At 72.3% G+C, this 24,126-nt stretch carries 20 protein-coding genes; 8 read left to right on the top strand and 12 right to left on the bottom strand.

Annotation, left to right across the window (positions count from 1 at the left end):
• Positions 1-141 precede the first annotated feature (141 nt).
• The gene (locus ABZ893_RS26115) at positions 142-966 is read left to right on the top strand and encodes a diacylglycerol kinase (protein WP_361407899.1); all 825 of its coding nucleotides are present in this window, start codon (positions 142-144) and stop codon (positions 964-966) included.
• A 33-nt stretch (positions 967-999) separates the two neighbouring features.
• On the opposite strand, the gene ABZ893_RS26110 is transcribed toward ABZ893_RS26115, so the two are convergent.
• Complete coding sequence (locus tag ABZ893_RS26110; protein WP_361407897.1) at positions 1,000-1,494, bottom strand: MarR family transcriptional regulator; 495 nt, start codon at positions 1,492-1,494, stop codon at positions 1,000-1,002.
• Positions 1,495-1,586: 92 nt separating this feature from the next.
• On the opposite strand from ABZ893_RS26110, the gene ABZ893_RS26105 reads away from it, so the two are divergent.
• The gene (locus ABZ893_RS26105; RefSeq protein ID WP_361407895.1) at positions 1,587-2,525 is read left to right on the top strand and encodes an ABC transporter ATP-binding protein; all 939 of its coding nucleotides are present in this window, start codon (positions 1,587-1,589) and stop codon (positions 2,523-2,525) included.
• Positions 2,522-4,132 carry an ABC transporter permease gene (locus ABZ893_RS26100; protein ID WP_361407893.1) on the top strand — a complete coding sequence of 537 codons (1,611 nt, stop codon included), beginning with the start codon at positions 2,522-2,524 and terminating at the stop codon, positions 4,130-4,132. Before ABZ893_RS26105 ends, ABZ893_RS26100 begins: the two co-directional genes overlap by 4 nt.
• Positions 4,133-4,166: 34 nt before the next feature.
• Here ABZ893_RS26100 and ABZ893_RS26095 read toward each other — a convergent pair whose 3' ends face one another.
• Both ABZ893_RS26095 and ABZ893_RS26090 read right to left on the bottom strand, forming a co-directional pair.
• A complete protein-coding gene (locus tag ABZ893_RS26095; protein WP_361407891.1) occupies positions 4,167-4,751 on the bottom strand; it encodes a Uma2 family endonuclease in 585 nt (194 codons plus the stop codon).
• Between the two features lie 102 nt (positions 4,752-4,853).
• The gene (locus ABZ893_RS26090) at positions 4,854-5,729 is read right to left on the bottom strand and encodes an alpha/beta hydrolase (protein WP_361407889.1); all 876 of its coding nucleotides are present in this window, start codon (positions 5,727-5,729) and stop codon (positions 4,854-4,856) included.
• A gap of 122 nt (positions 5,730-5,851) precedes the next feature.
• Here ABZ893_RS26090 and ABZ893_RS26085 point away from each other — a divergent pair, with 122 nt between their 5' ends.
• Positions 5,852-6,460: a TetR/AcrR family transcriptional regulator gene (locus ABZ893_RS26085; RefSeq protein ID WP_361407887.1), complete on the top strand. Its 609-nt coding sequence runs from the start codon at positions 5,852-5,854 to the stop codon at positions 6,458-6,460.
• A gap of 27 nt (positions 6,461-6,487) precedes the next feature.
• Here ABZ893_RS26085 and kynU read toward each other — a convergent pair whose 3' ends face one another.
• The 9 genes from kynU to ABZ893_RS26040 all read right to left on the bottom strand — a co-directional run bounded on the left by kynU (position 6,488) and on the right by ABZ893_RS26040 (position 15,034).
• Complete coding sequence (kynU, locus tag ABZ893_RS26080) at positions 6,488-7,726, bottom strand: kynureninase (protein ID WP_361407885.1); 1,239 nt, start codon at positions 7,724-7,726, stop codon at positions 6,488-6,490.
• Positions 7,719-8,558 carry a tryptophan 2,3-dioxygenase family protein gene (locus tag ABZ893_RS26075; protein WP_361407883.1) on the bottom strand — a complete coding sequence of 280 codons (840 nt, stop codon included), beginning with the start codon at positions 8,556-8,558 and terminating at the stop codon, positions 7,719-7,721. The genes kynU and ABZ893_RS26075 overlap by 8 nt, the downstream gene beginning before the upstream one ends.
• A 173-nt stretch (positions 8,559-8,731) precedes the next feature.
• A complete protein-coding gene (locus ABZ893_RS26070; protein ID WP_361407881.1) occupies positions 8,732-9,145 on the bottom strand; it encodes a DUF3151 domain-containing protein in 414 nt (137 codons plus the stop codon).
• A gap of 90 nt (positions 9,146-9,235) precedes the next feature.
• Entirely contained in the window at positions 9,236-10,258 is a 1,023-nt protein-coding gene (gene fbaA / locus ABZ893_RS26065) for a class II fructose-bisphosphate aldolase (RefSeq protein WP_361407879.1), read from the bottom strand.
• Positions 10,259-10,359: 101 nt separating this feature from the next.
• The gene (gene pyrE / locus ABZ893_RS26060) at positions 10,360-10,911 is read right to left on the bottom strand and encodes an orotate phosphoribosyltransferase (protein ID WP_361407877.1); all 552 of its coding nucleotides are present in this window, start codon (positions 10,909-10,911) and stop codon (positions 10,360-10,362) included.
• A 56-nt stretch (positions 10,912-10,967) separates the two neighbouring features.
• Positions 10,968-11,756, bottom strand: coding sequence for an aldose 1-epimerase (locus tag ABZ893_RS26055; protein WP_361407875.1), 789 nt, complete (start codon positions 11,754-11,756; stop codon positions 10,968-10,970).
• A 68-nt stretch (positions 11,757-11,824) separates the two neighbouring features.
• Positions 11,825-12,709: an SRPBCC family protein gene (locus ABZ893_RS26050; protein ID WP_361407873.1), complete on the bottom strand. Its 885-nt coding sequence runs from the start codon at positions 12,707-12,709 to the stop codon at positions 11,825-11,827.
• Between the two features lie 53 nt (positions 12,710-12,762).
• The gene (locus tag ABZ893_RS26045; protein WP_361407871.1) at positions 12,763-14,304 is read right to left on the bottom strand and encodes a polyamine aminopropyltransferase; all 1,542 of its coding nucleotides are present in this window, start codon (positions 14,302-14,304) and stop codon (positions 12,763-12,765) included.
• 208 nt (positions 14,305-14,512) lie between these two features.
• Complete coding sequence (locus ABZ893_RS26040; RefSeq protein WP_361407869.1) at positions 14,513-15,034, bottom strand: DUF2617 family protein; 522 nt, start codon at positions 15,032-15,034, stop codon at positions 14,513-14,515.
• Between the two features lie 701 nt (positions 15,035-15,735).
• Here ABZ893_RS26040 and ABZ893_RS26035 point away from each other — a divergent pair.
• The 4 genes from ABZ893_RS26035 (at position 15,736) to fxsT (ending at position 24,122) form a co-directional block, all read left to right on the top strand.
• Positions 15,736-16,926 carry a pyridoxal phosphate-dependent aminotransferase gene (locus tag ABZ893_RS26035; protein ID WP_361407867.1) on the top strand — a complete coding sequence of 397 codons (1,191 nt, stop codon included), beginning with the start codon at positions 15,736-15,738 and terminating at the stop codon, positions 16,924-16,926.
• 242 nt (positions 16,927-17,168) lie between these two features.
• Positions 17,169-18,665 (top strand): hypothetical protein, encoded by a 1,497-nt coding sequence (locus ABZ893_RS26030; protein ID WP_361407865.1) that lies wholly within the window; start codon positions 17,169-17,171, stop codon positions 18,663-18,665.
• Between the two features lie 88 nt (positions 18,666-18,753).
• Positions 18,754-19,878 carry a MoxR family ATPase gene (locus tag ABZ893_RS26025; protein ID WP_361407863.1) on the top strand — a complete coding sequence of 375 codons (1,125 nt, stop codon included), beginning with the start codon at positions 18,754-18,756 and terminating at the stop codon, positions 19,876-19,878.
• The gene (gene fxsT / locus ABZ893_RS26020; RefSeq protein WP_361407861.1) at positions 19,875-24,122 is read left to right on the top strand and encodes an FxSxx-COOH system tetratricopeptide repeat protein; all 4,248 of its coding nucleotides are present in this window, start codon (positions 19,875-19,877) and stop codon (positions 24,120-24,122) included. The genes ABZ893_RS26025 and fxsT overlap by 4 nt, the downstream gene beginning before the upstream one ends.
• Positions 24,123-24,126: the final 4 nt, after the last annotated feature.

The raw sequence follows: 24,126 nt of genomic DNA, 5'->3' as shown, positions 1-24,126 counted from the left end.
CGGGGCATGTCCAAGGTCAGGGGCCGTAGCCGCCTGTATGGGTGTGCCTTGGTGTGCCCCGGAATAGACGAAGCCCCTGGCGCAATAGCGCAAGGGGCTCTTGCACCAAGATGCTACCCGAGGAAGCGAGGCAGGACCGAGGTGGCGGCTTATGACCAGCTTCTGGTGGTCGTCGATCCCGTCGCCCGGCGTGCGGACGGCGAGTCGGTGCGCATCGCGAAGGACGTGCTCGGCGCCGGTGCGACGGTGAAGGTGTGCCTGCCGGACGGGCCCGAGGAGTTCGCGAAGGCGCTGGTCAAGCGGGGGTCCCGGCGGCCGGTGGTGATCGGGGACGACCGGGCGCTGCTGCGTGCGGTGGCGCTGCTGCACCGGGAGCGGGAGCTGGCGGGTTCCGTTCTGTCGCTCGTGCCGGTCGGGGCGTGTCTGTCGCTGTCCCGGTCGCTCGGTGTGCCGCTGGGGGCGGTGGCGGCGGCGCGGGCGGCGCTCGAAGGGGTCGAGCGGCGGCTCGATCTGCTCGTCGACGACTCGGACGGGGTGGTGCTCGGGGATCTGCGGATTCCGCCGGTGGCGCATCCGGCGGCGGAACCCGAGCCCTCGCCGCACTGGCTGCGGACGTGCCAGTCCGTCGTACGGACGCTCGTGGCGCGGGCGCCGCGGGCCGCGACGGCGACCGTTCCGTGCCCGCAGCGGCTGCGGGTCGAGGCGGACGGGGTGACGCTGGTCGACCTGGACCGGCCGGTCGAGGGCGTGAGCGTGGTCCCGGACGCGGCGGGCCGGGCCCGGGTCGAGGTCAGGCCGGCGCCGGTGGACGCGGCGGACGGCGGGCCGCTGCGGGCGCTCGCGCACACGGTGACGGTGTCGGGCCCGGACTTCCGCTACCGCGCGGACGCGGTGGTGGGCGGCCCGGTCAGGACGCGGACGTGGACGGTGCGGGCGGGGGCTTGGGGGCTTACGTTGCCGGGGTGAGGGCTGGTTACGTTGCCCAGGTGGATGGGCTGGTCACCCCAGGTCCAGCGTCGCCCGGTGCGCGCGCCAGCGCTCCAGCAGGGACGACATCTCGTTCTCCAGGAAAAACATGAACTCCGCCGTCTCCGCCACGCGCAGCCCCGCCGGGGTGTCCTCGCCGAGCGCCGCGACACCGTCCCGCAGGACCTTCACCCAGCGCGCGAGAATCGCGTCGCGCTTGGTGAACGTCTCGTACCAGACGTCGCTGTGCACGCGGTACCGGTCGCGGCGCGAGCCCGGCTCCCGTTCGCGGCTGACCAGGGAGACCTGGGATAGATAGCGGACCGCGCCGGACACGGCGGCCGGGCTGATCCGCAGCCGCTCGGACAGCTCCGCCGAGGTGAGGGCGCCGTCCTCGGAGGCGAGGAGCGCGGCGAACACGCGCGACGCCATGCGCTGCATCCCGGCCTCGGTCAGCTCCGCCGCGAACCGCTCCACGAAGCGCGACACCGCGTCGTCGTAGCCCTCAACCGCCGTCTCGCCACTCATGACGTCATCGTGTCCTCTCACCCGCCCGGACTCCTCACTTTATACGGTTCCTTAACTTCACAAATTTGTGAAGTGAGCGTACGTTCTGAACCATGACGAACGCCCAGAGCGCTGCCATCGAGGTATCCGCACTCCACAAGTCGTTCGGCCGGACGCACGCCCTGGACGGGCTCGACCTGGAGGTCGGGACCGGCGAGGTGCACGGCTTCCTCGGCCCGAACGGCGCAGGCAAGTCCACGACCATCCGCGTCCTGCTCGGGCTGCTGCGCGCCGACTCCGGCGCGGTGCGGCTGCTCGGCGGCGACCCGTGGGCCGACGCCGTCGCCCTGCACCGCCGCGTCGCGTACGTCCCCGGCGACGTCACCCTGTGGCGCAACCTCAGCGGCGGCGAGGTCATCGACCTGTACGGGAGGCTGCGCGGCGGCCTCGACAAGACGCGGCGCGCGGAGCTGATCGAGCGCTTCGAGCTGGACCCGACCAAGAAGGGCCGCACGTACTCCAAGGGCAACCGGCAGAAGGTCGCCCTGGTCGCCGCGTTCGCGTCCGACGTCGACCTGCTCATCCTCGACGAGCCGACCTCCGGCCTCGACCCGCTGATGGAGGAGGTCTTCCAGAGCTACGTGAAGGAGGCGGCGGGGGAGCGCGGGCAGACCGTGCTGCTGTCGTCGCACATCCTCAGCGAGGTCGAGTCGCTCTGCGACCGGGTGAGCATCATCCGCAAGGGCCGGACCGTCGAGACGGGCACGCTCAGCGAGCTGCGGCACCTGACCCGCACCAGCGTCACCGCCGAACTGGCCACCTCCCCCAACGGGTTGGCCACCCTGCCCGGCGTGCACGACCTCGACGTACAGGGCCTGCGGGTCAAGCTCCAGGTCGACAGCGACAAGCTGGACGCGGTCCTCAGGTCCCTCACGGAGTCCGGCGTCCGGTCGCTCACCAGCACACCGCCGACGCTGGAGGAACTGTTCCTGCGGCACTACGAAGAAGACGTGGACGCGGCCCCGGCCGTCGAAGGCGCGGTGGCCCGATGACCGCCACCGCCCTCGCGCCCGCCACCGCCAAAGCCCCCTCACGTCATCTCGCGGGCACCGGCGCCCTGTTGAGGCTCGCGCTGCGCCGCGACCGGGTCATGATCCCGGTCTGGGTCGCCGTCGTCGCGATGCTGGTCCTGTCGATGCCGGGCGCCCTGGACAGCGTCTACGGCACGGCCGCCGAGCGCGCGGACCTGGCCAGGTCGATGGTCGCGAACACCTCGATGCGGGCCATGTACGGCCCGGTGTTCTCCGACTCCCTCGGCGGACTCGTCGCCTGGCGCATGGGCGTCTACGCGGGCGTGCTCGCCGGCGTCATGAGCCTGCTCGTCGTCGTGCGGCACACCCGGGACGAGGAGGAGAGCGGGCGGCAGGAGCTTTTGTCGTCGGCGATGGTGGGGCGGCGGGCGCCGCTGACCGCCGCGCTGCTCGCCGCGCTCGTCGCGAACGCGGCCGTCGCGGTGCTGATCGCGGGCGGGCTCGCGGCCCAAGGGGGCGGCGGCGCGCTGGTGTTGGGGCTCTCGACGGCCGGGACCGGCATGGTGTTCGCGACGATGGCGGCGATCGTCGCCCAGTTCACGGAGAGCGCGCGGCTCGCCAAGGGGCTCACGTCGGCGGTGCTCGGGCTCGCGTTCGCGCTGCGGGCGGCCGGGGATTCAGGAACGGCGGACGGTTCGTCGGCCCTGACCTGGATCTCACCGCTGGGCTGGCTGGAGAACGCGCGGGCGTTCGCGGACGAACGCTGGTGGGTGCTCCTGCTGTTCGTGGCGGGCGTCGGCGCGCAGGCGGTCGCGGCGTACGCGCTCGCCGGGCGGCGGGACCTCGGGATGAGCTTCCTGCCGAGCCGGCCCGGACCCGCCGAGGGCACGCTCGGCACGGCGGGCGCGCTCGCGTGGCGGCTCCAGCGGGGCACGGTGTTCGGCTGGAGCGCCGGGTTCCTGTGCGCCGGGATCGCCTTCGGCGGGATGACGCAGGGCGCGGCCGACCTCGTCGGCAACAACGCCAGGACGCGCGACATCATCGAGCGGATGGGCGGCCAGTCCGGGCTCACGGACGCGTTCCTCGCGGCGATGACCGGGATGCTCGGGATGGTGGCCGCGCTGTTCATCGTGTCGTCGGTGCTGCGCCTGAGCGGCGAGGAGACCTCGCAGCGCGCCGAACCGGTCCTCGCGGCAGCGGTCGGCCGCCTGCGCTGGGCCGCAGGGCATCTCGTCATCGCGTTCGGCGGCGCGGCCCTGATCATGCTCCTCGGCGGCCTCGGCCTGGGGATCGGCTACGGCGGCCACTTCGGCCCGGTCCTGGGCGCCTGCCTCGCGCAGCTCCCGGCGATCTGGGTGATCGGCGGTCTCGCGGTCCTGCTGTTCGGCCTGTTCCCCCGGGGAGCGGCGGCGGCCTGGGCCGTGGCGGGCCTGACCCTCCTCATCGGCTGGATCGGCCCGGCCCTCGAACTCCCCCAGCCCGTCATGAACCTCTCCCCCTACACCCACCTCCCCAAGCTCCCCGGCGGCGACATGACCTGGACCCCGGTCCTGCTCCTGACGGCAGTGGCGGCGGCACTGGTGGCGGCGGGCCTTGCGGGACTACGGCGACGGGATCTGTCGAGCTGAGGGCGGGGCGGGGCGAGTCACACGCCCCCCGAGGTCAACGGACGTAGTTCTTCAGCGACTCGGTGTCGAGTTCGATGCCGACGGGGTCAGGCAGCAGCACCGTCTCACCGAACTTCGCGGTGTGGGTGTCGCGGTAGCCGCCGGCCTCCCGGTCCGGGTTGCTGTGCACGGTGACGGTGCAGGAATCCCTGTCGACGAGGAGGTAGACGGGGATTCCTGCCTCGCCGTACGCCGACGGCTTCTCACGCCGGTCCCGGTTGTCGGTGTCGGAGTCGTACGACGTGACTTCGACGGCGAGCAGCACGCCCTGCGGATCAGCCCATTCACCGTGTCCCGCGAAGTGCGCCTCGGGCGCGAGCACGCCGTCCGGCCTGGCACGGCCTTGACGGTAGGCCCCTACTTTCAGACCTTGCCCTGTGTACAGGTCCAGGTCGGGCCTGAACTGCATACAGCGGCGCACCAGCCACTGCACGATCGTGTTGTGGTCCCCATCGGCCACCTGTTTTACCTCGATCCGTCCGTTGATGAACTCCAACGTGACGGTCTCGGGAGCGCCGAGGGCGATCTCCTCGAACTCCTCCACCGACATCTGGGACGTGCGCTCGGCCATGACCGTCATGGTGCCCCCCTTTCCGGGCTGAGGCCAGTGTGGTGGGGCCGTGCGCGCCAGGTGTCCCTTCGGCGCTTCTTCAGCCGTGTGAGTGATCACCGGCGAACCCCGTCACCAGGCCAGTTGGGCGATCTCCTCCGCCACCACCGCGCACGCGTCCGCCGCCGGGTCGATCAGGGGGAAGTGGCCCACGCCTTCGAGGAGGGTGAGGCCCACTACCTCGCCGGCCTTGGCGGCCGCGTCCGCGTACGCCTCCGCCACCTCGGGCGGGACCGTCGTGTCCGCGCGGCCCTGGACGAGGGTGGTCGCGATGCCGGTGGGCAGGAGGAGCGCCGGGTCCGCGTACGGGAGGCGTTCGGCGAACACGGCCTCGCCGCCCAGGAACTGGACCGGGCCGCCGGAGCACACGTCGAGGTCGCGGGACACCGTGAAGTCGGCGATCGGGGCGAGCGCGACGACGCCGCGCAGGGGTGCGGGGGCGGCCGTGCGCCAGGGCGCGTCCTCCGGGAGCAGGTGTCGCGCGGCGGCCCACAGCGCGAGCTGGCCGCCCGCCGAGTGGCCCGAGACGACGGTGCGCCGGGGGTCGGCCTGCGGCAGCGCTTCGCGTACGAGGCGCGGCATGGCGTCGAGAGCGGCCGCGACGTCGTCGAACGTCTCCGGCCAGCGCCCGGCCGGGGCGACCGTACCGCCCTGATGGGGCAGCGAACTGCCGCGCCGGTACTCGACGTTGGCGACCGCGAAGCCGCGCCGGGCGAGGAAGTCGGCGAAGGGCGTGACGTGCTGCCGGTCATAGGTCGCGCGCCACACGCCGCCGTGCAGGAATACCACCAGCGGTGCGGCTTTCGCGCCGTCGCGGGGGGCGTAGAAGTCGACGACCTGGTCCGGGTGATCCCCGTACGCGGCGGTGACGTCCGGCGGGACCACGGGGTGCGAGAAGGCCGATGCTTCCTCGGCCTCGTCCCGGGCGGCGGCGTCGTCTTCCGGCATTCTCCGACCTCTCAGCGTCACGGCGGGATTGAAGAGAAGGCGGACGCTACCAGTCCGGTGACGTGCGTGGACACACACCGTAACCGGATAAACGGTTCCCCTGTGCCGTTACCCTGGGGCGTATGCCCGAACAAGCCGATCCCGGCACCGTCCGTCCCGGCGGGCGCACGGCCCGCGTCCGCGCCGCCGTCCTCGACGCCGCCGGCGACGTGCTCGCCGAACAGGGCTTCGCCCACCTCGATCTGGCGGACGTCGCCCGGCGCGCGGAGGTCGGCAAGACGACGGTGTACCGGCGCTGGGGCTCCGTCACGGGCCTCGTCGCCGACCTGCTCGCCGACATGGCCGAGCAGTCACTCCCCCGCACGGAGACCGGCACCCTGCGCGGTGACCTGCGCGCCAACGCCCACCTCGTCCGCCGCACACTGGCCGACCCCCGCCAGGGCGCCCTGTTCCGCGCGGTCATCGCGGCGGCGACGTGCGACGACAAGACGTCCGCGGCCCTGCGCCGTTTCTACGACGTACGGGTCGACGAGTGGACACCCTGCGTCGAACAGGCCGTCCAGCGCGGTGAGTTGAGGCCCGGCACCGACCCGGCCGCCGTCGTGCGTGCCGTGTCCGCGCCGCTCTACTACCAGCTCCTGACGGCCGGTTCGGCCCCGACGGAAGCCGACGCCGACCGGGCCGCCGATGCGGCGGCCGTGGCGGCGGAGGCGGGTGTGTACGCGGGCTGAACCGCCCGCGCACACACCCCAGGCTCTTTAGACCGCCAACTGCTCGGCCAGCACCCGTGCCGCCCGTTCCACGTCCGTGAACCCGACGTACAGCGGCGTGAAGCCGAAGCGCAGGACGTCCGGGGAGCGGAAGTCGCCGACGACGCCCGCGCCGATCAGGCGCTCCATCACCGCGCCCGCGTCGTCACACCGCAGCGCGACCTGGCTGCCGCGCTCCGCGTGCGCCGCCGGGGTCACCGACTCGACGCGGCCCGCCGGCACGTACTCCGCGACGCACTCCAGGAAGAAGTCCGTCAGCGCGAGCGACTTCGCGCGCACCGCCTCGACCGACACCCCGTCCCAGACGTCGAGCGCCGCCTCCAGGGCGAGCATCGACAGGATGTCGGGGGTGCCGACCCTGCCGCGTACCGCGCCCTCCCCGGCCTCGTACGAGGGCCGCATCCCGAAGGGCTCGGCGTGCGAGTTCCAGCCGGGCAGCGGCGAGTCGAAACGGCTCTGCAGGCCGGCGCGCACGTACAGGTACGCGGGCGAACCCGGCCCGCCGTTCAGGTACTTGTAGGTGCAGCCGACGGCGATGTCGACCCCGTGCTCGTCGAGCCCGACCGGCAGCGCGCCCGCGCTGTGGCACAGGTCCCACACCGACACGGCGCCCGCCGCGCGCACGGCGGCGGTCAGCGCGGGCAGGTCGTGCAGCCGGCCCGTGCGGTAGTCGACGTGGTTGAGCAGCACGGCGGCCGTACGCTCGCTCAGCGCGCCCGGGACCTCCGCCGGGGTCAGGGGCCGCAGCGTGCACCCCGTCATCCGGGCGGCGGACTCGGCGATGTACCCGTCCGTGGGGAACGTCGTCGCGTCCACGATGATCTCGTCGCGGCCCTCGCCGGCCAGGCGCACCGCGCCCACCAGCGCCTTGAACACGTTCACGCTGGTCGAGTCGCCCACGACGATCTGCCCCGGCGCGGCACCGACCAGCGGGGCTATCCGGTCACCGATCCGCTCGGGCGCCGTCCACCAGCCGGACTCGCTCCAGGAGCGGATGCGCATCTCGCCCCACTGGCGGCGTACGACGTCCTCGACGCGCCCCGGCACGTGCGCGGGGAGCGCGCCGAGCGAGTTGCCGTCCAGGTAGACGACGTCGTCGAGGACGAACAACTCGCGCAGCTTGCCGAGCGCGTCTGCGGTGTCCAGCTCGGCGGCGCGCGCCACCAGACGCTCGGACGCGGGGCTGTCGGCCGTCAGGCGCTCGGGCGTAAGGGAACTCTCAGACATGGGACCTCGCTGTCCACAGCTCGGGGAACACGTTCTTCTGGGCACGCTTCTCCAGCCAGGCGACACCCGCGGAGCCGCCCGTACCCGCCTTGGCGCCCATGGCCCGGCGGGTCGCCACCAGGTGGTCGTTGCGCCAGCGCCACACCAGCTCGGCGACGTCGGTGAGGGCCTCGCCGAGGCGGGCCAGCTCGTCGCTCTCGTCACCGGCGTACAGCGCCGTCCACACGGCCTCGACCTCGGGGGTCGGCTCGTACCTGCGCGACACGTCCCGGTTCAGGACGGCCTGCGGGACGGCGTGCCCGCGCCGGGCGAGGAGCCGCAGCACCTCGTCGTACAGGCTCGGCTCCTCCAGGGCCTTCTCCAGCTCCGCGTGCACGCGCGGCGCGCCCCGGTGCGGGACCAGCATGGAGGCGGACTTCTCTCCGAGCAGGAACTCCATGCGCCGGTACATCGCCGACTGGAAGCCGGAGCCCTCGCCGAGGGCGGACCGGTAGGAGTTGAACTGCCCCGGGGTCAGCTGGGCGAGCGGGCGCCACGACGCGTTCAACGCGTCGAGCTCGCGCACGGAGCGCTTCAGGGCGGCGATCGCGGTGGGCACGTCGTCGGCGCCGAGGGCACGCGCGGCGGTCTCCCACTCGTGCACGATCACGGTGAACCACAGCTCCATCACCTGGGTCGTGACCAGGAAGACCATCTCTCCGGGGTCGTCGGAGCGCAGGTGCTGGAGGTGGGTGAGGACGTCGGCCTGGACGTAGTCCTCGTACGGGGTGGTCCCCTGGAAGTCGAGATACGGCGTCTCGGGCTCGTTCGTCTCGTGAGCCTGCTGGGACATCGCTGTCTCCTTGAACGTACTCCGGGTAGCGGTCCGCCCCTGCCGAATTCCGGCACGGGGGCCCCGGTCCCCACCGGCATCCTCCGCAATCGTCCCCCGAAACGGCAAGGCCCGCCCGGTCACATCGACGCGGGCGGGCCTGTGCGAACCCCACAACGGATCCGCGGGGACGACTAGCCGAGGGTCTGCGCGGCCGCCGGCGAGGAGTCCTTGAGGAACTGGGCGCAGCGCTCGTACTCGTCCTGCTCGTCGATCGCCTGCGCGGCGCGCGCGAGGGCGTGCAGGGCGCGCAGGAAGCCGCGGTTCGGCTCGTGCTCCCACGGCACCGGGCCGTGGCCCTTCCAGCCGGCGCGGCGCAGCGCGTCGAGGCCGCGGTGGTAGCCGGTGCGGGCGTACGCGTACGACTCGACGACGCTGCCGCGCTCGAACGCCTCGTCGGCGAGACGGGCCCAGGCGAGGGAGGACTTCGGGTACTTCGCCGCGACGTCGGCGGGAGCGGTGCCGTTCGCGAGCAGCTCGCGCGGCTCCGGGTCGTCAGGCAGCTGGGTCGGGGGCGGTCCCCCGAGAAGGTTCTCGTGAAGGCTCATGGTTCCAGTCTGCTCCATGACGAGAGCCCGGCACCCACGGAGGGGTGCCGGGCTCGTACGCCGTACAGGAAGCCGTACGGGAAAGGGCGCTTACTTGAGGCGCGTGCCCGTCGAGCGGAGGTTCGCGCAGGCCTCGGTGACGCGGACGGCCATGCCCGCCTCGGCGGCCTTGCCCCAGCTGCGCGGGTCGTACTGCGCCTTGACGCCGACCTCGCCGTCGACCTTCAGGACACCGGCGTAGTTACTGAACATGTGGTCCGCGACCGGACGCGTGAAGGCGTACTGGGTGTCGGTGTCGAGGTTCATCTTCACGACGCCGTTCTCCAGGGCCGTCGCGATCTCCTGCTCGGTGGAGCCGGAGCCGCCGTGGAAGACGAAGTCGAACGGGGACGCCTTGCCGTACTTGGCGCCGACGCCCTCCTGGAGGTCCTTGAGGAGCTCCGGACGCAGGACGACATTGCCCGGCTTGTAGACGCCGTGCACGTTGCCGAAGGACGCGGCGAGCAGGTAGCGGCCCTTCTCGCCCAGGCCCAGGGCCTCGGCGGTGCGCAGCGCGTCCTCGACGGTCGTGTACAGCTCGTCGTTGATCTCGTGGCTGACGCCGTCCTCCTCGCCGCCGGTCGGGGTGATCTCGACCTCGAGAATGATCTTCGCGGCGGCGGCCTTGGCGAGCAGTTCCTCGCCGATGGCCAGGTTGTCCGCGAGGGTCTCGGCGGAGCCGTCCCACATGTGCGACTGGAACAGCGGGTTGCGGCCGGCCTTCACGCGCTCGGCGGAGATGTCGAGCAGCGGGCGCACGTAGCCGTCCAGCTTGCCCTTGGGGCAGTGGTCGGTGTGCAGCGCGACCGTGGTGTCGTACTTCTCCGCGACGATGTGCGCGTACTCGGCGAGGGCCACCGCGCCCGTCACCATGTCCTTCTTGTACTGGCCGCCCAGGAACTCCGCACCACCGGTGGAGATCTGGATGATGCCGTCGCTCTCGGCCTCCGCGAAGCCGCGCAGCGCGGCGTTCAGGGTCTGCGAGGAGGTCACGTTGATGGCCGGGTAGGCGAACTTGCCTGCCTTCGCCCGGTCGAGCATCTCGGCGTAGACCTCGGGGGTTGCGATGGGCATGTGTCCGCTCCTCGGTATGTGCGGGGTGTGGTGTCAGACCCTGACCTGAAGGCCTGCGGCCCTTGGTGGCGACGTCATCGTCGCCACCATCTTTCCAGACGTCAGTCGAGGCCGAGCTCGTCCTTGCCGTAAGCGAACAGGTAGGGCACTCCGGCGCCCTCGGTGATCTTCTCGGCGGCACCCGTGGCGCGGTCCACGATGGTCGCGACGCCGACGACCTCGGCGCCCGCCTCGCGCACGGCCTCGACGGCGGTGAGCGGGGAGCCGCCCGTGGTCGAGGTGTCCTCGACGACCAGGACGCGGCGGCCCTTGATGTCCGGGCCCTCGACGCGGCGCTGCATACCGTGCGCCTTGGCGGCCTTGCGGACGACGAAGGCGTCGAGGCGCTGACCTCGCGCGGAGGCCGCGTGCAGCATGGCGCCGGCGACCGGGTCGGCGCCCATGGTCAGACCGCCCACGGCGTCGAAGTCGAGGTCGGCGGTCAGGTCGAGGAGCACCTGGCCGACGAGCGGCGCGGCCTCTCCGTCGAGGGTGATGCGGCGCAGGTCGATGTAGTAGTCCGCCTCAAGCCCGGAGGAGAGCGTGACCTTGCCGTGCACCACGGCCTTGTCCTTGATCTGCTGGAGAAGCGCGTCGCGCACGTCGTTCGTCATGGTTACGAGCTTAAGGGTCTCCTTCAGGGCCTCCGCCACGTCCGGGTGGCCGGGGCTCAGAGCCTTCGCCACGTCCAGGTGGCCGACGCTTCCAGGGGGTCGACGGGGGTGACGAGGCGCGGCAGGGTGTTCAGGCCGTTGGGCGGGCCGGTCTGCGGCTCGACGCACACGGCGGCCTCCTGCTCGTCGTAGACCACGACCCACTGCTCGCGGCTCGCGACCTTGAGTTCCAGCTCGCCGGGCCAGGTCAGGGTCACATCGACGCCGTCGGGCATCCCGAAGCAGTCGTCCCAGGGGCCGGGCTGTACGTCGATGCGCTTGCCGGTGGGGAGGTGGTCGTCGCCGCGCTCCTCCTGCCAGGTGGGGGCGAAGTCGAGCTGGGCCGAGGCGTCGCCCAGCTGCCGGTTGAACCACGGGTGCCAGCCGGCCTGCGCGGGGAACGAGTCGCCGTACGTCTCGATGCCGAGCGTCAGCGTGAGCGAGTCCTCGGTCAGCTGCACGAGCTGCGTGACGCGCCCGGTCCAGGGCCAGGGTTCGGTGAGGTCGTACGTGAAGACGGCCTCGTCGGTGCCCGCGCGGGCCGTCGTCCACTCGGCGTCGCGGCCGAAGCCGTGGATGGCGTGCGGCGGCGAGTTCAGCGGCATCTGGTGCACGCTCCCGCCGTCCCGGAACCGGCCCTCCCCGATCCGGCCGCACCACGGCACCATCGGGAAGCAGCCGTACTTCGCGCCCTGCCGCAGCAGCTCGGTGCCGCCGATCCGCAGGCTGCTCACGCGGCAGCCGTTGCCGGGCTGCACGGTCACTTCGGTGTCGCCCGCGGTCAGGGTCGTTTCCTGGGTAGTCACGGGGCCGACCCTACTTTTGCCCGGGTCCGGCGGCACGTTCCGGTCGGCGTCGACGTCGGTGTTCAGCGTCAGCGCCTGCGGCGCAGCGCCCGGCCCACCACGATCGCCCCCGCGACGACCACGGCCGCGGCGGGGGCGGCCCAGCGGAGCGTGTCGGACGTCGACGTGGTCTCGGCGGCGGGCACGGGGGCGTACCGGCCGCGCGGCGGCGCGTGGTCGACCTCCTCGGCGCTGCGGCCGATCATCGTGCGGCGCGCGTGGGCGGCCTCGGCGGGCGGCACGGCGTCGAAACCGGCGTCGTCCCCGTCGAGCCCCTGCCCCGGCTCGGGCTCCAGCTCGGCGAAGGGGGAGAGGGAGGGGGGCGGCGGGACCTCGGTCTCGAAGAGGGGGGTGTGGTCCTCGGAGCCGTCAGTGTCGCCGGAGCCGTCTGTGTCGCCGGAGTCGTCGGTGTCTTTGGTGAGGTCGGCGTCGGCCTGGTCGGCCTCGTCCTCCTGGCCCTCGGCGGCCGCTTCCGGTGAGGCGTCCTCCGCCCCCGGGTCCGCCACCGTGCCGAGCGCCTCCGCGAACCGGCCGAGCAGACGCCGTACGGCGGTCCGCACCGCGTCGTCCGAGAGTTCGGCCACGCGGCCGTCCCCGCTGCCCGACGCCACGAACGTGAGCCGGCAACCGCCGGACGCGGCGGCCACACGCACGGTCACCGCGAACTTCACGGTCCCGTCGCCCCGCGCCTCGGTGCCCTCGCCCTCGATCGCGAACGCGCCGGTCCCCGTCTCGCTGACGCGCAGGGAGCCGCGGTACGTGATGGTGGTGCCGCCGATACGGAGCTTCAGGCGGCCGCCGTCGCCGGTGGCCTCCCGCTGCAGCCCTGGAACCGCGCGGGCCACCAGCTCGGGCGCCGCCAGCGCGCCCCGCAACGACTCCGCCGGGACCGGGACGAACACCTCATGCTCCATGTCGCCCGAGCCTACCCACGCCCGGCCCCACGCGTCCCGCGATCCGCCCGTAGTCAGTCGGCGTACCTCGGATGCACCAGGGTCGACGGCGCGACCCCCGTCATCCGGGACCGCTCCGCCGCGCGCAGCTCCTCCCACGGCACCGCGTCCGTGGGCGGCGGCCGGAGCCCGGCGAGCACGAATCCCCAGTCACCCGGCGCCCGCGTCCCGTCGAGTGTGCGATCGGGACCGTGACCGATCCCCCCGCCGGAGGACGGCAGCGCACCCGTCCCCACCCAGTACGGCACGCTCCGCAGCCCCGCCGCGTGCAGCGTCGCGTCGACCGTCCAGAACGTCAGGGGCCGCGCCGACACCGGTCCCGCGTGCACCGCGAGCCGCCCGTCCGGGGCGAGGACGCGGGCGGCGAGACCGTAGAACTCCTGCGAGTAGAGCTTCGCGCTGGCCGTGATCCCGGGGTCGGGCAGATCGGAGATCACCACGTCGTACGGGCTGTGCCGGTCGCGCAGCCAGCGGAAGGCGTCCTCGGCGACGGCCCGTACGCGCGGATCGCGGAACACATGGCCGTTGAGCGCACTGAGCGCCGGATCGTTTCTGGCGAGGCGCAGGACGGCCGGGTCCAGCTCGACGATGTCCACGCTCCGTACCCCGGCGAAGCGTAGCACCTCGCGCGCGGCGAGGCCGTCACCGCCGCCGAGGATCAGCACGCGCGCGTGCGGTCCGTCCATCGCGGGCCGCACCAGCGCCTCGTGGTACCGGCGCTCGTCCCGGCCGTCGACGCGCAGCCGCCCGTCGAGGAAGAGGTCGAGCGGATGGTGCCGCCCGCCGGTGAGGACGACTTCCTGTACGCCGGTCTGGACGGCGACCCGTACGTCGTCGCCGTACATGGCCCGGCGGGCGGCGTGCTCGAAGTCGTCGACGAGGGCGGCGGCGCCGGCGAGCACGCCGAGCACGAGGACGTTCGCCACGAGGAGGGTCAGGCGGCCCCGGCGCGTGAGGTCGCGGCGGAACAGGCCGAGGACGAGGGCGCCGCCCGCGAGCGCGTTGACCGCGCCGGTCAGCAGGGCGCCGGTGAGCTGGCCGAGCAAGGGCAGCAGGAGGAAGGGGAAGGCGAGTCCGCCCACGAGCGCGCCAACGTAGTCGGCGGCGAACAGGTCGGCGACGGCGCCGCCCGGGTCCTGCCGTCTGATGCGCTGGATGAGGACCATCAGGAGGGGCACCTCGGCGCCGATGAGCACGCCGATGGCGAGGGAGAAGACGACGACGAGGTAGCGCGAGCCGCCGGCCCAGGAGCCGCCCCAGTCGCCGGTCCACGCGAACGCCGCGTAGAGCGCCATCGCGCTGCACCCGCCGACCAGCGCGAGCGCGGCCTCGACCGCGCCGAACCCGGCGGCGGCCCGCAGCCGCAGCCGCTTGGCGGCGAGCGAGCCGATGCCCATGGCGAAGACCATCACGGAAAGGACGACGGACGCCTGGGTGACCGAGTCGCCGATCAAGTACGAGGCGAGGGCGACCAGTTCGAGTTCGTACACGAGTCCGCAGGCGGCGCAGACGAAGACGCCCGCGAGCACGAGAAGGCGTCCCGTCGCCGGTTTCACGGGAAGAGGGGCCACGGGAAGGGGGGCCCTGCCCTCCTCGCTCCGGACGCGCGGGGCGCCGGAGGGGACGGGGGTACGCGGCTCGATCACCTTGGGAACGCTACGTCACCACGCAACTCCGTCCCGTCACCCACACGTGTGGAAGTGGGCGGGCGGAGGCGTGGGCGTGGCCGGTGGGCACGGGCACGTGCCCGCATCCCGGCCGACGTCACCGCACCGCCGCCGGCGTCCGCACCCCCACCCTCGTCCTGGTGACGACGAGTTGACCCTCCTGGGGATAGGCATGCCAGGTGCGCCAGTGCACCTGGCTGCCCTGGCGCTGGGCCAGCAGGGCGGTGAAGGCGTGCGGGCTGCCGGGGAACACCCCGACGAGTCCGTTCGGATGGTCGGACACCAGCGCGATGAGTTCTTGCGCGCGCCCCGCGAACGAGCCCTCGGAGAGGTTCTCGACGTGCGCCGCGAACTCGTACTCCCAGTCGCCGACGCGCTTCGCGACCCCGAGCGGCAGCGGGGCGCTGCTGCCCGGGATGCACGCGACGGTCTCGGAGCAGCTGCCCCGCTCCTCCTCCATGAGTACCTGGTGCGAGGCGCCGAGCAGTCTCAACTGCAGTTGTGCTCCCCCGAGTTGGAGATCGAGCGTGGCGAGCGCGGGCAGCGGTTCGCGGCCCAGGGTCCAGGCCAGGTCGTCCGCGCGCGTGTCGGTGTAGGCGGTGTTCAGGGTCGTGAGCATGGGTCGGCTCCGCTAACACGCAAAGGAGGTGAGGCCGGCGCCGAAAGAGGAGGCCGGCGAGCGCCCACGAGAACGTACGAGGGCCGCTTTGACGGTTAAGAGGGAATCATGAACGGCGGGGCCGCCACAGCGTTTTTACCCAACTTCGCCGGGTTTCCATCCCCTCCGGGGACCCCACAGCTCAACTGTTCAACTGCCCCCGCGACTTGGGCGCCCTCAGTTCCCGCCGCCGCCGCACCCGCCGCCACCGCCGCACGAGTGCCCGCCGCCGCACGAATGCCCACCGCCGCACGAGTGCCCGCCGTGATGCCCGCCGCCGCTCGAGTGCCCACCGTGATGCCCGCCCGAGCTGCCCGAAGACGAGCACGAGTACCCACCCCCGGAGCCGCCCCCGGCCCACCAGCTGTCCCCAGTGCTCCCCGACCGGCGGCTCACGCCCGACCTGCCGCTCACGCCCGGCCGCCCCTTGCTGAGCGACGTCTTCCGGGCCTTCCGGTTCCTGCGCGCCGACCCCGAGCCACCCGCGGACGACACACCCACCACAATTCCCACGATCACCAGTACGAAGATGATGGCTCCGATCACGGACCCCACCCCTCTCGCTCTCCTCCGAGAACGCCCCCCGTCGGGCGTGACTCGGGGATGCCCGGACCGGCGACAGCCCAAGCAGGAGTTGAGGAAGTCCAGAGGTTCGGCGCAGGATGGCGGCCATGACCTCCAGCGCGCGCCCGCTCCTCAACCGCCGCCTCGCCGAGTTCGGTACGACGATCTTCGCGGAGATGTCCGCGCTGGCCACGTCGACCGGCTCCATCAACCTGGGCCAGGGCTTCCCCGACCAGGACGGCCCCGAGGAGATCCGCGAGGCGGCCGTACGGGCGCTGCGCGACGGACGCGGCAACCAGTACCCGCCGGGCCCCGGCGTCCCCGAGCTGCGCACCGCCGTCGCCGCCCACCAGGAGCGCCGCTACGGCCTCGCGTTCGACCCGGACCGCGAGGTCCTCGTCACGGCCGGCGCCACCGAGGCCATCGCCGCCTCGCTGCTCGCCCTGGTGGAACCCGGCGACGAGGTCGTCGCCCTGGAGCCGTACTACGACTCGTACGCGGCCTGCATCGCGATGGCGGGCGGCACGCGCGTGCCCGTGACGCTGCGACCCGACGCCGGAGCCTTCCGCCTCGACCTGGACGAGCTGCGTGCAGCCGTGACCGACCGCACCCGTCTCCTCCTCATCAACACCCCGCACAACCCCACCGGCACGGTCCTCACCCGCGAGGAACTCACCGCGATCGCCGACCTCGCCGTGGAGCGCGACCTCCTCGTCATCACCGACGAGGTGTACGAGCACCTGACGTTCGGCGAGGCGACGCACATCCCGCTCGCCACACTGCCCGGGATGCGCGAGCGCACGGTGACGATCGGCTCGTCCGGCAAGACGTTCTCGTTCACGGGCTGGAAGGTCGGCTGGGTGACCGCGTCCCCCGAGCTGGTCACGGCGGTGCGCTCGGCGAAGCAGTTCCTCACGTACGTCTCCGCCGGCCCGTTCCAGTACGCGGTCGCCGAGGCGCTCGCGCTGCCCGACTCGTACTTCGACGCGTTCCGCGCCGACATGAGCCTCAAGCGCGACCTCCTCGCGGACGGCCTCGCTGCGGCCGGCTTCGACGTGTACCGGCCGGCGGGCACGTACTTCGTCACCACCGACATCCGCCCCCTCGGCGAGAGCGACGGCTTCGCGTTCTGCCGGGCCCTCCCCGAACGCGCGGGCGTCGTCGCCATCCCGAACGCCGTCTTCTACGACCACCGGGACGCCGGCGCCCCCTTCGTCCGCTTCGCCTTCTGCAAGCAGATCCCGGTCCTGGAGGAAGCGGTCACCCGCCTGAAGAGGCTGACGGCCTGAGGGGGCCGGCTGTTCACTTCTGCCGAACCGGCGTGATCGAGACGGGTCGGTCGCGACCGTACCCACGCGAGCCTCTTCCGCTTACCCTTGCTGGCTCGGACGGCGACAGCACGACCGGCTGCCGCAGGACGACGTGTGAGGGGGACACGTGGAAGTGGTTCGACCGACCGTTCGGCCCGTAGAAGCAACTGCCTTGACCTGTCCGGCGGGTGACACCCGGCGGACCGACCGTTCCCACGCCGATGCCTGAGTACGCGTCCCGGTATCTGGCCTTTCCCGCGAGCGGGGAGCTCGTGGAGGCGCTGATGCGGGTGCCGGTCCTGGAGGACCGGCGCACCCGCCGTATGTGCGTGGAACGGGCGCAGCAACGGCTCGGACATCGCCTGCACGTGGCCGAGTTCGCCGACAAGAAGCGGCACATCGTCGAGATGGTCCGGGCGTTCGGAACCCTGCCCCAGGGCTGGCTGCACCTTGTCGAGGCCGTGCGTCACTACGCGAACGACGACCTTCCGTCGCGCCGGGCCGCCGCCCTCGTCGAGGCGCCGCTGCCGCCGGACGGCGACCCCGGGCACCGGGCCGCGCTCGAACCCCTGCTCAGCGGCCTGGACCGGGACACCGTGCCGGAACTCCCCGAGCTGTTCCGCCATGTGGCGGGCGACAGTTTCGGACCGCTGCCGGAGACGACCCGGACGGCCCTGGAGGCGTACGAACTCCTGGAGCAGTGCAACGTTCCTTCGGACGGCATTCCGAGGAGCCTGCGCTTTCTGCACGAGCTGGCCGCCCTGATCGACCCGGAGCGCGGCGACCCGATCCGGGTCTGGCTCATCAAGCACATCCGCGCCGTCTGGAGCACCGACGCGCAGGAAATGATCGACGCCCTTCGCAGGTCCACCGGCGACTGGAGCCGGGCGTACAGCGGCGACGCCTTCCTGGTGATCCGGCTCAAACCGTTGACGGAGTCACCCGACCAGGTGGCGCTGACGTGCTGGACGAGTGCGGGCGACACCTGGGAGCCGTGGCAGCGCGATGACCTGCAACTGCGTCTGACGGACGTACCGGGCTGCGTCGCCACCATCATCGACCGCGAGGAGAAACGCCTGAGCAACCACGAGGGCGGCATCGTCGTGGAGTTCATCCTCACCCTCGCCATGGCGAACACGCCGGTGGAGGACTGGAGGCGCCCGAGCCCGTTCGGGACGCCTCGGTACGGCCTCGGCAAGGTCAGCGAGTACCGGCCTCCGCTGGGCATGGACTACAAGGTCGTCATACGCAGCCTCGAACGGATGGAGGCGCAGCAGGTCCACCGGGTGTGGAACGCGCGCTGGAAGGTGCTCAAGGGCGGCGCCGCGGGGCGCCTGCACCGGTGCGAGATCGGCGCGGGCTCCCAACAGGGGGATCTCTACGCCAAGTTGGCGCACAATCAAGCCATTGTGCTGATGACTCTGGGGTCGTCGCCGGACGAGGAACACGGGCTCAGCGAGCTCATGCTCGGCCTCGAGGTGGGCCTTCCGGTGCTGCTCTGGGCTCACGAGGGACCCCTCGACGACGCGGAGCACGCGGCCCTGCTCGCGGTCGCCGAAACGGGCGCCTGGGACCAGCTGCTCGAGACCGTGCGGCGCTTGCGCTTCCCTCCCGGAACACGGGACGATGGGCCGGATTCCCGCATCGCTGTTCTGTGGGATGATCCGAACCGACTGCCCGAAATGCCCGGATCCATGAGCCGGAAGCAGACTTTCTGAACCGGACACAGGTGTTCAGGCGTAAGCGGTCGGAGGGTAGAACGGACGTGCACCGACCGGGCGCGAACCAGGTGAGGGGGAACGGTCGATGGCCGACAGGGATCCGCACGGTCCAGCACAGGCCGACGGCGTGGCCGATCCCGGCGCATGGCGCGTCTACCGGGGCACCGCGAGGCCCCGCGGCAGCGGGCAGGCGTTCCGCGAATTACCCCCGCCTCCGCCCTGGCGCCGCTTCACCGGCGCACCCCTGATCACCGACCCGCCACCGGGCGACGAGGACGAGTTCACCCGCCGCCTCGGCCCGCCGGACGGCCGCGTCGCGCGGACCGCGTCGGAGCAGGAACTCGATCTCGTGAACGCCGCGCTGTTCCTGCGCAGGCCGCTGATCGTCGCGGGCCCTCCCGGCATCGGGAAGTCGAGCCTCGCCCACTGCGTCAGCCGCGAACTCTCCCTCGGCCGCGTCCTGCGCTGGTCGATCACCAGCCGCAGCACCCTCAAAGAGGGCCTGTACGCCTACGACGCGATCGGCAGGGTCCAGGAGGCGGCCACCCGCGGCGCCCTGCGCGGCCCCGCACTGACGGAGACCGACACCCCGGAGCCCGGCCCCGCCGACCCGGACGGCTTGGAGAATCTCGGCGACTACGTCCAACTCGGGCCGCTGGGAACGGCGTTGCTGCCGCGCGAGACACCGCGCGTCCTTCTCATCGACGAGTTCGACAAGTCCGACACCGACCTCGCGGGCGACCTGCTGAGCGTCTTCGAAGAGGGCGAGTTCCGCATCCCGGAGCTGGCCCGCGTACGCTCCCGGCTCCCCGACGCCGAGGTGCACACGGACGACCCGGACGGCACGGCGGTCATCCATCACGGAGCGGTGCGCTGCGCCGCGTTCCCCGTCGTCGTGATCACCAGCAACGGCGAGCGCACCCTGCCGCCCGCCCTGCTGCGCCGCTGCCTCTACCTCGACCTCCCCGCGCCGGACGCGGGCCAGCTCGCCGCGATGCTGTCGGCCCAGCTGTCGGACAACGACGACGAGGGCCGGACCGCGATGATCCGGGACTTCCTCAGCCACGCGAGGACCGGCGGGTCGCTCGCCGCGGACCAGCTCCTCAACTCCGAGTACCTGCGCACCACTCCCGCGGGCCCCGGCCAGGGGTCCATGAGCACGCTGTTGCACGCGCTGTGGCGACGGCTCGACGAGGTCGGCACTGGATGAGCCGGGCGCCCTCCCCCGGCGGCCTGGCGGGTGACGGCATCGGGCCGGGTGCCGCACCGCCGGCCGAGGCGTCCGCGCAGCCGCACTGGTACGAGGCCGGCGAAGTCCTGTGGCTGGCCGCGCAACGCTGGCTGCGGCTGAAGGACGCGGCGCGCGGCGGGCCACCGACGAGCCCGGCGCCCGAGCCGCCCGAAGCCCCCGACGCGGAGCGCCCGCGCCCCGAGGACCTCGACGGCCCCGCGCCGGAGCCCGCCGACGCACCCGTGGAGGAGCTCGCGCCCCCGGACAGGCCCACGGCACCGGCCCCTGACCCCGGCGACCATGTGGACTCGCTCCTCCTGAGCCTGGGCAACGGCTTCGCCCTCGACCGCTCCCGGGAGATCGAGAAGGCGCTGCGGCCCCTGAAGCGGCGCGTCGCCGCCCCGGGCCACGACGTCCTGAACGAGGAGGCCACCGCCGAGCTGCACGCCGACACCGGCATGTGGCTCCCTCAGCTGGAGCCCGACCGGGAACGCTGGCTGACCGTGACGCTCCTCGTGGACTCGGGCGACTCGATGCGCCTGTGGTCGCACACCGCGGAACGCCTCGCGGAGACCCTGCACTGCTCCGGCGCCTTCCGTGACGTGCGGACCGTCCGCTGGCAGGAGGACGGCGGCGACGCCCCGCCCGTCGACCCCCAGGGCCGGCACCTGGTCCTCGTCCTCACCGATCTGCACGCCGACCACTGGGGCGACGGCAGCGCCCGGCGCAGGCTCGCCCGGTGGGCCCGCACGACACCGGTCGCCATCGTCCACGTACTGCCGGAGCACGTGTGGGCGAGGGCCGGGACGCGGACCAGCACGCTGCTGCTGACCAGCCCGCGCCCCGCGGCGCCCAACTGCGCGTGGGCCGCGAAGCCCGTAGGTCTCGTGCTGTCCATGGGCGGTGCCGCCGATCCCGGTGGGGTGGAGCTTCCGGTGGTGACGCTGACGCCCGAGGGGATCGGCGGCCTCGCGAAGTTCCTGGCCCATGACGCGCCCCACGGCTACACGGTGCGGGTCCTCGACCGGACGCCCGGCGACGAGACCGCCGTCGTGCCCAGACCCGAGGCCCCACTGCCCGCCGACATCCAGGTCAAGACCCTTCGCGCCCAGCTCTCCCCCACCGCCTACCACCTGGCCCGGCTCTCCGCGGCCGTGCCGCTCAACCTCGACGTGCTGCGGCTGCTCCAGGAGGGCCTGATCCCCGGGGCGCGGAACTGGCATGTGGCGGAGCTGCTGTTGAGCGGACTGCTGCGGCGTACGGACGGGCCGGAGGACACCGTCGGGCCGGGCGTCGAACTCGACTTCGACGACGGGGTGCGGCGGGAGCTGCTCTCAGACGGGACGCGCGGTGAGACGGCCCGTGCGCTGATGCTCGCCCTGGACCATCTGGCGGCCACCGCACCGGCGTACGAGGGGGGCATCACCCTTCTCCGCGAGCCTGATCGCGCGCCGAGTGTCCCGATGGAAGAGTTACGGCCGTGGATTTCGTCCATTCTGCCCGCTTTCGCGGCTATGGCCGGACCGCACGCCACAGCCGCCCGACAGCTTGAGGCGCGCCTCGCCGAACCTCCGCCTCGGGCGCCCACACCCTCCGAAGAACCCCGTCAGTTAAGCGGTGGGGCCGAGATCATCGCCTCACCGGACACCGGCACCGGCGCCGGCATCGAGGAAAGGGTCGAAGAAGTGAGCGGCTTGCAGCCCACCCAGGGCGGATCAAGAGGTGACGTGCTGCAGAAGCCGCCCCCCGTCTGGGGCAACGTCCCTCCCCGGAACCGCGCCTTCACCGGCCGCGTCCAGCTCCTGGACGACCTGCACCGCAGGCTCCAGGAGGGGACCACGGCGGTACTCCCCGAGGCGCTCCAGGGCATGGGCGGCGTCGGCAAGTCCCAGCTCGCCGTCGAATACGTGTACCGGCATCTGAACGAGTACCAGATCGTCTGGTGGATCCCCGCCGAACAGCCGCAGCAGATCCGGCAGTTCCTCGTCCAGCTGGCGAGTCGGCTCGGCCTCAACGTCGGCAGCGGCGAGGCGAACACCGCCGTACCCGCCGTCATCGAGGCCCTGCGCGTCGGCGAGCCGTTCAAAAACTGGCTCCTCGTCTTCGACAACGCCGAAGACCCGGAATCCGTAAGGGAGTTCTTCCCGACCAACGGTCCGGGCCGCATCCTCGTCACCTCGCGGAACTCGCAGTGGTCGGCGTCGGCGCGCCCGCTGGAGGTCGACGTGTTCACCCGCGAGGAGAGCCGTGAGCTGCTCCAGATGCGGGCCCCGAGCCTCGACGACACGACGGCGGACCGGCTCGCCGAGACCCTGGGTGACCTGCCGCTGGGCATCGAGCAGGCGGCCGTGTGGCTGGCCGAGACGGGGATGCCCGCGGACGAGTACCTGCGCATGTTCGAGGAGCAGGCCAACGAGCTGATGCTCAGCGACCCGCCGGTGGACTACCCGCTGTCCGTCGCCGCGGCCTGGAACGTGTCCCTCGACCGGCTGCGCAAGAACCACCCGGCGGCCCTCCAACTCCTCCAGGTCTGCGCCTTCTTCGCGCCCGAGCCGATCTCCCGGCGCCTGCTCACCGGCGTCCGCGACGCCCCCGTGCCCCCGGAGCTGAACGCGGCGCTCGGCGACCCGATCCGGCTCGGCCGCGCCATCCGCGAGATCAACCGGTACGCCCTCGCGCGCATCAACCACAACACCAACACCATCCAGCTGCACCGACTGGTCCAGCGCGTTCTCATCAACCAGATGTCGGAGCCGCTGAAGTCGCAGATGCGGGGCGGCGCCCACCGGCTGCTCGCCAAGTACGACCCCGACGACCCCACGGCCTCGCACCAGTGGAAGCAGTACGGCGACCTGCTGCCGCACGTCCTCAACAGCAGGGCCGTCGAGTCGAAGGACCCCTGGGTACGGCAACTCGTCCTGAACGAGGTCCAGTACATGTTCTCCTGGGGCGACCACCAGGGCTCCGCCGACCTGGCCAGGGAGACGTACTCCACCTGGCGCGAGGCCGACGGCGACAAGGCGGAGCACGTACTCAACGCGGCCAAGCTCTACACGAACGCGCTGCGCATCCTGGGCCGCTACTCGGAGGCGTACGAACTCGACCAGCGCACCCTGGCCGGCATGACCGAGGTGCTCGGCCCCGAGCACGAGTCGACGGTCGACATCAGCTCCATGCTCGCCTGGGACCTGCGGCTGCGCGGGGACTTCCAGGCCGCGCTCGAACTCGACAAGCAGGCCTACGAGACCTGCGAGCGCCTCTTCGGGCCCAACGACCCGGCCACCCTGATCACCGCCCACCGGCACGCGCTGAACCTGCGCTGCATCGGGCACTTCCGGGCGGCTCTCGCGCTCGACCGCATGACGCACAGCCGCAAGGTCGAGGAACTCGGCGAGAACGCGGCGTCGACGCTGGGGACCATGGCGTCCATCACGTTCGACCTTCAGGAGGGCGGCGAGTATCTGGCGGCCCGCGACCAGGCACGGGACGTCGAGGAGCGCTTCCGCAGCACCGTCGGCGACACCCACCCGAACACGATGTCCGCGGCCCGCATCCTGTCGGTGACCGAGCGGCACGCCGGTGAGCACGAGCTGGCCCTCGAACTCTCCGGCCGGGCCCTCACCATGTTCCGCACCCGGTACGGCGACCTGTACCCGCAGACGGTGAACGCGCTGGTCTCGCACGCGCTCGACGTGGCGCACACAGGCGACCTCGACCAGGCGCTCGCACTCGGGCAGGAAGGGTACGAGGGATTCGAGGCGCTGCTCGGCACGCGGCATCCGCACACCGTCGCGGCACGCATCAACCACGCGATCTGCCTGCGCCTGGCCGGACGGGCGGAGGAGGCCCGCGCCGTCGATGTGGCCGCGCGGGAGCAGCTGACGGACCTGCTCGGCGACGGGCACCCCAACACCCTGGCCTGCACCGCGAACCTGGTCGCCGACCTGTACGAGCTGGGCGAGATGCAGGCGTCGGTGGAGCTCGGCACGAGTTCGCTCGACCAGTGCCGCACGCTCCTCGGCGAGGACCACCCCTTCACCCTCGCCACCGCCCTCAACCTCTCGCTCGGACTGCGGCAGCTCCGGCGTGCCGACGAGGCGGACGCGCTGTACGCGGACACGGTCCGGCGGTACCGGATCACGCTCGGCGAGGACCACCCGCAGGCCGTGGCCGCCGCGGACGGCAGGACGGCGAACTGCGACATCGACCCCCTGCTCCTCTGAGGTC

This window comes from Streptomyces sp. NPDC046821, assembly GCF_040645335.1.
GTDB lineage: Bacteria > Actinomycetota > Actinomycetes > Streptomycetales > Streptomycetaceae > Streptomyces.
The sequence above is the reverse complement of the archived record's forward strand: the minus strand, read 5'-3'. Positions and strand labels throughout refer to the sequence as shown.

Excerpts from the sequence above, each read along its gene's own strand:
- ABZ893_RS26110 (WP_361407897.1), bottom strand. The coding sequence starts at position 1,494 with ATGAGTGGCGAGACGGCGGTTGAGGGCTACGACGACGCGGTGTCGCGC.
- ABZ893_RS26105 (WP_361407895.1), top strand. The coding sequence starts at position 1,587 with ATGACGAACGCCCAGAGCGCTGCCATCGAGGTATCCGCACTCCACAAG.
- ABZ893_RS26100 (WP_361407893.1), top strand. The coding sequence starts at position 2,522 with ATGACCGCCACCGCCCTCGCGCCCGCCACCGCCAAAGCCCCCTCACGT.
- ABZ893_RS26095 (WP_361407891.1), bottom strand. The coding sequence starts at position 4,751 with ATGACGGTCATGGCCGAGCGCACGTCCCAGATGTCGGTGGAGGAGTTC.
- ABZ893_RS26090 (WP_361407889.1), bottom strand. The coding sequence starts at position 5,729 with ATGCCGGAAGACGACGCCGCCGCCCGGGACGAGGCCGAGGAAGCATCG.
- ABZ893_RS26085 (WP_361407887.1), top strand. The coding sequence starts at position 5,852 with ATGCCCGAACAAGCCGATCCCGGCACCGTCCGTCCCGGCGGGCGCACG.
- kynU (WP_361407885.1), bottom strand. The coding sequence starts at position 7,726 with ATGTCTGAGAGTTCCCTTACGCCCGAGCGCCTGACGGCCGACAGCCCC.
- ABZ893_RS26075 (WP_361407883.1), bottom strand. The coding sequence starts at position 8,558 with ATGTCCCAGCAGGCTCACGAGACGAACGAGCCCGAGACGCCGTATCTC.
- ABZ893_RS26070 (WP_361407881.1), bottom strand. The coding sequence starts at position 9,145 with ATGAGCCTTCACGAGAACCTTCTCGGGGGACCGCCCCCGACCCAGCTG.
- fbaA (WP_361407879.1), bottom strand. The coding sequence starts at position 10,258 with ATGCCCATCGCAACCCCCGAGGTCTACGCCGAGATGCTCGACCGGGCG.
- pyrE (WP_361407877.1), bottom strand. The coding sequence starts at position 10,911 with ATGACGAACGACGTGCGCGACGCGCTTCTCCAGCAGATCAAGGACAAG.
- ABZ893_RS26050 (WP_361407873.1), bottom strand. The coding sequence starts at position 12,709 with ATGGAGCATGAGGTGTTCGTCCCGGTCCCGGCGGAGTCGTTGCGGGGC.
- ABZ893_RS26040 (WP_361407869.1), bottom strand. The coding sequence starts at position 15,034 with ATGCTCACGACCCTGAACACCGCCTACACCGACACGCGCGCGGACGAC.
- ABZ893_RS26035 (WP_361407867.1), top strand. The coding sequence starts at position 15,736 with ATGGCGGCCATGACCTCCAGCGCGCGCCCGCTCCTCAACCGCCGCCTC.
- ABZ893_RS26030 (WP_361407865.1), top strand. The coding sequence starts at position 17,169 with ATGCCTGAGTACGCGTCCCGGTATCTGGCCTTTCCCGCGAGCGGGGAG.
- ABZ893_RS26025 (WP_361407863.1), top strand. The coding sequence starts at position 18,754 with ATGGCCGACAGGGATCCGCACGGTCCAGCACAGGCCGACGGCGTGGCC.
- fxsT (WP_361407861.1), top strand. The coding sequence starts at position 19,875 with ATGAGCCGGGCGCCCTCCCCCGGCGGCCTGGCGGGTGACGGCATCGGG.